Annotated in this window: 8 protein-coding genes; all 8 read right to left on the reverse strand. The window is 36.6% G+C overall.

Going from position 1 to position 6,506, the window contains the following annotated elements:
* Nucleotides 1-158 precede the first annotated feature (158 nt).
* Nucleotides 159-386: a phosphotransferase gene (locus tag M1V25_RS09990; RefSeq protein ID WP_498843187.1), complete on the reverse strand. Its 228-nt coding sequence runs from the start codon at nucleotides 384-386 to the stop codon at nucleotides 159-161.
* A complete protein-coding gene (locus M1V25_RS09995) occupies nucleotides 383-1,261 on the reverse strand; it encodes an IS982 family transposase (protein ID WP_498843188.1) in 879 nt (292 codons plus the stop codon). Before M1V25_RS09995 ends, M1V25_RS09990 begins: the two co-directional genes overlap by 4 nt.
* A gap of 94 nt (nucleotides 1,262-1,355) precedes the next feature.
* Entirely contained in the window at nucleotides 1,356-1,697 is a 342-nt protein-coding gene (locus M1V25_RS10000) for a hypothetical protein (RefSeq protein ID WP_157966670.1), read from the reverse strand.
* Nucleotides 1,669-2,079, reverse strand: coding sequence for a hypothetical protein (locus M1V25_RS10005; RefSeq protein ID WP_498843189.1), 411 nt, complete (start codon nucleotides 2,077-2,079; stop codon nucleotides 1,669-1,671). The genes M1V25_RS10000 and M1V25_RS10005 overlap by 29 nt, the downstream gene beginning before the upstream one ends.
* A complete protein-coding gene (locus M1V25_RS10010; RefSeq protein WP_116964768.1) occupies nucleotides 2,066-3,136 on the reverse strand; it encodes a PDDEXK nuclease domain-containing protein in 1,071 nt (356 codons plus the stop codon). Before M1V25_RS10010 ends, M1V25_RS10005 begins: the two co-directional genes overlap by 14 nt.
* Before the next feature lie 9 nt (nucleotides 3,137-3,145).
* The gene (locus M1V25_RS10015; RefSeq protein ID WP_157966669.1) at nucleotides 3,146-4,120 is read right to left on the reverse strand and encodes an AAA family ATPase; all 975 of its coding nucleotides are present in this window, start codon (nucleotides 4,118-4,120) and stop codon (nucleotides 3,146-3,148) included.
* Between the two features lie 17 nt (nucleotides 4,121-4,137).
* Nucleotides 4,138-5,769 (reverse strand): TnsB C-terminal domain-containing protein, encoded by a 1,632-nt coding sequence (locus M1V25_RS10020; protein WP_116964764.1) that lies wholly within the window; start codon nucleotides 5,767-5,769, stop codon nucleotides 4,138-4,140.
* A complete protein-coding gene (locus tag M1V25_RS10025; RefSeq protein ID WP_116964762.1) occupies nucleotides 5,762-6,388 on the reverse strand; it encodes a recombinase family protein in 627 nt (208 codons plus the stop codon). Before M1V25_RS10025 ends, M1V25_RS10020 begins: the two co-directional genes overlap by 8 nt.
* Between the last annotated feature and the right edge of the window lie 118 nt (nucleotides 6,389-6,506).

The following is a 6,506-nucleotide window of genomic DNA, read 5'->3' on the forward strand; positions in this document are numbered from 1 at the left end:
AAACTGATTTAAGTCTTTACCAAAATAATTAACAATCTCAGAATTTTACTGTTCTATCATGCTGATAAAATATTTAATTAATTCCCTTATATCTAAGCATCGATTTGGTGTGGTTTTTGGATTCGAGCGTTGTAAGCAATCAAGTAACGAGATGATATTTAAAATATAAATGGATTTTTCCAGTCTTTAGGTAATGTAATACCTGACTGTACCAGCCCTGAGATGAAAGCTTTTTCAAAATTAGCTGGTACTTGATGTGCATAGCGCAGCATGTTTGCAACATCCCATAACATTGAACCTGAAAATGCAAACTCCCAATCCAGTATTGCGCTAACTTTCCATTGATTACTCACCTTATTTAACGTGAGTTCGATATAATTGATCACAATGCCATCAACTCACGGTTCTGCTTAGTACGTAAACTTGGCTTTTTTGGTTGAAAATAGTATGCAACTAAACCACACAGCAAATTTGTCATGAAATTCCAAATCGAACGATGTCTTGTGTGCTCAATTTGACTGATATTCTTAAGCTGATCATTCACTGACTCAATAATTGCGCGTTTTCTTAAAAGTGCTTTATCTATCAATGAAACCAATCCACTTTTCATTTTCTTTTTAACTCGTGTAATCAGTTGCAACCCCCGTTCAAATAAGAGCTCCGACAATGCCTTTTTGATATACCATTTATCACCAACCAATTTGCCAATAAGCCCACGGGTTAAATCCTCAACAGGTACACGGTCATCTATTGTCGCTGCAGTCACTTTAAAAGCTATGATTTCCCCTTTATCGTTAACAATTAGATGCAACTTAAATCCAAAAAACCAACCTGTTGTAGACTTTGATTTCTTAGCCAATCCATCAAAAACTTTGTGTTGCTTCTCACGCTTAATATGGCAAACTTTGATGGGTGTCGAGTCAATAAAATAAATTCCCGTTTTATCTCCCTTAAGCAGGTGAAGCATAAAACATAGTGGTACCAATACCGATTTTTGTAACTCAACAAAGCGGTTGTAACTTACTGTGCGTGGGAAAGCATCTTTCATATGGGTGCATACATAATCCAAATAAAAGTGCTTCAAATTACGATAATGACTCTGGTGGAATAGTATCATGATAGTCATAACCTCGCTCCACGCCATCATACCTTGTCTTTCTCGTTTTTTCTGAGCATGTTCAATCAAATGCTGTTGCCATACAGGGATAAACTCTTCACAAAAATCATCGACAAAACAAAAAATAGTCTCTAGCATAGCCATTAGGGTTGTTTGTGTTTTGGGGCTTTAGATATAGCATTTAAGGCGATCTCAAGCAACCCGATTAGAATCTCTTATATGAATAAATTTCAATCTTTTATATCGAACTCACGTTATTTACCAAAATATTTTCCGGTCCAAAATCACCGTGCACCAATTGCACGCCATTGATTTTTTGGATTAAATTATCGTACTTGTAAAGCAATTGAGTAATTCTTGAAATAAGCTCTTCAGAAAGCACTATTTTTGCTGTTTTGTGTTCTAATGCTCGTCTGGCAAGTTTGATACATTCATTATCAGCAGTAGATGCAATTATCTTAAGCTGTTGATCAAAGAATCCTGAAACTTGAAAGGTGATTTTTTGAATGTTTGTAAGTGCTTTACCAACCTGATACATAATGGCTTCAAGATCATATTTGATTGCTGAGTAATAGTTCACGTAGGGTTATAGCTGACATAAACTCGCATAAAGCAAACTTTAGTCCTTTGCTAGTCCCAATTGTTTCTATGATTGGAACTGGAATGGTTTTATGTATTAGCTGGGCAATCGCATGTTCTCGATAAGATGCTTGATGATCACGAATATAAATACGCAAAAGTTTCATACGTTCATCATTTAACTTCAACTTGAGGTTAAGATTAGCGCAGCCTCCTTGGATAATATGATATGATTTAAGTTGATCTTTGGGCAAAACTGATTGAAGCAATTCATTTGTGCGCGTACTATCCAAATTTATGCATAAATTGGTCTTTTCCCAGTCCGCTTTAAATGGGCGTAGGATAGAAGCGGGAAGCGTTCTCTTTACTTTATTGTTTATCATCTGATTTATCTTGATTCAAACCAAGCTCAAACTGAATTTTTTCTTCTAATTGAGTCGCATCAGGCAAAGCATCCCTTAGTTTTTCAGGTATATCACGGGTCAACTGATACCCTGCAACACCAACCGGTTTATCGATCCCTCTTAAAGCATATTCAACGTCAAATTTACTGTGTTCGCCACATAAAATAATGCCGATAGATGGATTTTCATTAGGCTCTTTAACGAACTCATCCAAAAGGTTTAAGTAAAAATTCATTTTGCCTGCATGCTCTGGTTTAAAGCGAGTCCTTTTTAGCTCCAAAGCTACTAAGGCCTGTAGTTTTCTGTGGTAAAACAATAGATCAATAAAATATTCTGAATCAGGCGTTACAATACGATATTGATTGCCAATAAAGCTAAACCCATAGCCTAATTCCATGATTACATCTTTAATTTTTTCAACCATACGGCGCTCAATTTCAGTTTCAATAACTGGTTCAGCAATGCCCAACATGTCAAACATGTAAACGTCTTTCATAGATTGATCTGCCTGCTCTGCAAGCATCTTTGGGAGCGTACTGTCAAAATTATGATGTTTAGTTGCCAAGTAATGCCGCTCATATGCATTTGAGTTTATTTGGTCACGTAGTGTATCACGCGTCCAAGCAAAATCTTTAGTTGACTGAAGATAATACAGCTTTTTGTTATCCTCTTTTACCTTGCTCATGATGAGCAAATTTTGCCCCCATGGAATTTCTCCAACAAGCTGTTGGAGTTCTGGTTTGCCGTTATATTCAAGATAAAATTGCCTCATATACCATAAGTTTTGCGGTGAAAAACCAAATTTTGCGCTTGGAAATTTCTGTTTCAAGTCTTTGGATAGACGTTCAACAACCGACTTGCCCCACCCGTATTGATCTTGATATTGAACAATGTGCTCGCCTAGCCACCAATAAAGGGAAGTTACTTCTTTATTCACTGATCTCACTGTCCGTATATATGACTTATGTATCTCAGTTGTTGCTTGTTTGAGGAATGTGGTGTATTCCGGTAATTCTTGAGTAGTAAGAGTGTTCATATCAATGACCTATATTGAAATTCCAATACTGCGCAATTTCTGGATAAACTCATTTTTCCGTGGGGAGTTAGACTTACCCTGTAAGTAATCTTGCACTTCCTTAGCTGTTGCATTTAGCATCTCACAGGTATCTTTTAGTTGATAACCCTTTCGTGCAAGTTGAGCTTCTAATGAATTTAGATCGAAACTTAATGTTTGTTCAATCAACTCTGGGGTAATTATTTTTTCACCTAATTGATGCCCCGACTGTATTGCCTGAGTAAGATAATGTTGAATTTGCAGAGGTGTTTGTAATGAGCTTGCAAGCTTCTGAATAGCTTCTGGAGAAATAATTTCTTGGTATTTTTTCTTCGGATCTAAGCACTCTTTAAGTAGCCAGATAATATATTTTTCTTTATCGCCAATAGCATCATCAATGTTAAATATTTTGGTTCGCGCACCTATTTCCTCCATCGCTGCTGTTGAAAGTGCGTTACCAAGCTTCGGATGACCTGCCATAATAATAGACAGTCTGTAACCTTGTGAGGCGGTTGTTTCAACAAGTCTTTTAAGACCAAGTAAGGTTAAACCATGTATATCATGAGCTTCGTCAATCAATAAGGCGACAGGTTTGTTGTGCTTTTTTATAAGGTCAATCAACTCACGCTCGCGTTTTTCACTAACCGATGGTATTTTGATAACCTTTTCTCCTTTGAGGAGGTCATAAAAGAGTGCCACAAGCAGTGTTTTTATGGTTAAAGATTTTTTTTCTGTCGTCAAAGATCTTGATACGATAATTTGTTTTTTACTATCTAAATCGCTTTGGATTTTATTAAGTAACTTTGTTTTACCTGCGCCAACTGAACCAGTTAATGCATATATCCCACCAGATTGAATATGTGCGGTGATATCATTATAAATCCTTTTATGGGCTTGCGTTTCATAGTAACCAGCATCATTAAAGAATTTAACAAACCCATAAAATTCATTTGCTTCAATATACATTTCAATCTCCTTATATATCATTCAAGCTGTGCAATTGACAAAGAAAAATATTGCTTTACTTTCGAGAGTAAAAACTCTTTATTTAGAGACTCCTGAACTAACATATTAATATGATCTAATTGCTCATCTCTTAATTCTGCCAATGGTCTATTCAAATATTTAGCAATTGCTTTTTTTGCCTCTAATCTGTTTTGAAAAGTTGTTTTCTTATCTTCTCTAAATGGTATTGATGTAATTTGGCAATCAGTAACATGTGAAGCTTCTAGGCTTTTGAGGATGCTATCATCTTTACTGTTAGACATAACAGATATTGGTACAGAAAGCGTTTCAGCTAAGCTAGCTATTTCATCTGCTGTCTTTTCTCTTTTGCTCTTAGGAGGTGACCTATAGGTATGTAAGGGAATTGGACCGGAAAATGGGTAAAAAGGTCCATGTGTTTCACTGTTAAACTCAACATGAAGCTCATTGTCAAACATGCCATGTAGCAAAGTTACTTCTAATCCAGCCATCTCAGTTGATAATTGGTATTTGACACCATTAACACTAACGCAACCATCTGAAGCAACTCGTCTTAATTCAGGATCGCGCACAATTTGACAAAACTTTTCCCAAGAGCACATTTCTCTATAACCTTCAGCGGGTAAAAATTTTGACCATGCTTTTATTCGGCTACAATCCTCAGATCGATGTGATGACTGATTATATTGACGCAAATAATTCGTCGCCCATAAATTGGCTTGCTCAAGGCTTTCTGGTTGATGTAAATGGAATAAAGGCTCAAAGGATTCTTTTATCGTGCGATTTGTCCTTTCAACCTTTCCTTTTGCTCGGGCAGTTGTTCGTCGCCCATCCTTATTTTTTGGTAAGTGTTTCTTTAGTTGAATTCCCAAGGCATCTAGAACACGTTTAAACAATGCGCTTTTTGCAAAAGCACCATTATCCGTATAGATCATTTTGGGGATCCCTTGAAATGGCATACCTTCTATTTTCTTTGCAGACATTGCATTAAATAAAAATTTCAATGCGGTAAGCACGTCTTCACCGTCTGATTCAACGTACTCATAATACAACATACCACTTTTATCATCAGTAACATTAGCAATGAATAGCTTTTTAGAGCTATTAGCAGAAATTTTCTTTAAGTCTGAAGGCGTAAAATCAAATTGCCAACAGTCATTACTATTTTCGGCTTCAAACCTAACCACTGCTGGTTCAACTTTCATAGAAGTTGGATCATACCCCCAGTTTTTCAAATATCTATTTATGGTTGTTTTCTTTAAAAGTCCTTTTGATGATATTACGAATCCTTCAGCTGTTTCAACACCATAATTTTCAAGAATCTTGATGCACTGCTGAGTTGATAAATGTTTATTTTTCTTGTTTGATGTGCGAAGCTTTAAAGCAGCAATAACTCTGCAATAAAGCAACATGTCTGACTTAGAAATAACTCTTGGTGTGTTTTTATCTAGTCGAGAAACCTTTGAAAAATGAATATGTTCACGCAATTGACGTCGAACAGTGCTTTCAGACACCCCAAAGCTATTAGCAAAATCACATACCAACTGCTTTCTTTTTGGATCTCTTGCTGCGTACATAGACATTTTATTATGCAAGATGATTAATTGCTCAGTGGGAAGTGATTTAGCCATTAGAGTCTACTTTATTCAGCAATTTACTACCCAGTTCTTTAGGTGTTCCATCACCATTAACATAGGCGTAAAGTGTTGTAGTTGTAATTCCTAGGCGTTTGGCAATTTCATGTGCAATTGAGTTTCGATCAGACATAGCGGACATTGCCATTTTTAAAGTTTGAATATCCATCTTACGAGGACGCCCGCCTTTTCTACCTCGGGCTCTTGCAGCAGCCAGTCCTGCTTGAGTTCTCTCTCTGATTAGTTCACGTTCAAATTCTGCTAAGGCTGCAAAAATGCCAAATACTAGACGTCCATTTGCCGTTGTCGTATCAATTTCAGCACCAGCACCTGCTAGCACTTTAAACCCAATTTTCTTATGATTTAAATCATCAATTACACTTATTAAGTGTTTCATGTCGCGACCAAGTCTATCAAGCTTCCAAACGACAAGTGTGTTGCCTGGCTGTAAAGCTTTTAAACAAGCGATTAAGCCTGGGCGATCATCTTTGCGCCCAGAGGCAAGATCTTCATACATGTAGTCCACTTCCACACCAGCTTTGTATAGGGCGTCTTTCTGTAAATCTAAGACCTGACTACCATCTGATTTAGAAACACGAATATAACCAACTAACATGATAAGACAAACTCACAATAAAACACTGCAAAAACTATATCACTTTGCTTTGATTTTCTCAACGGGTAATCTTATTGGTGAACAATAAAATATTGTGGGGATATGCAATTACAAGAAA

This window comes from Candidatus Nebulibacter yamunensis (assembly GCF_024208055.1).
Classification (GTDB): domain Bacteria; phylum Pseudomonadota; class Gammaproteobacteria; order Francisellales; family Francisellaceae; genus Caedibacter; species Caedibacter lacustris.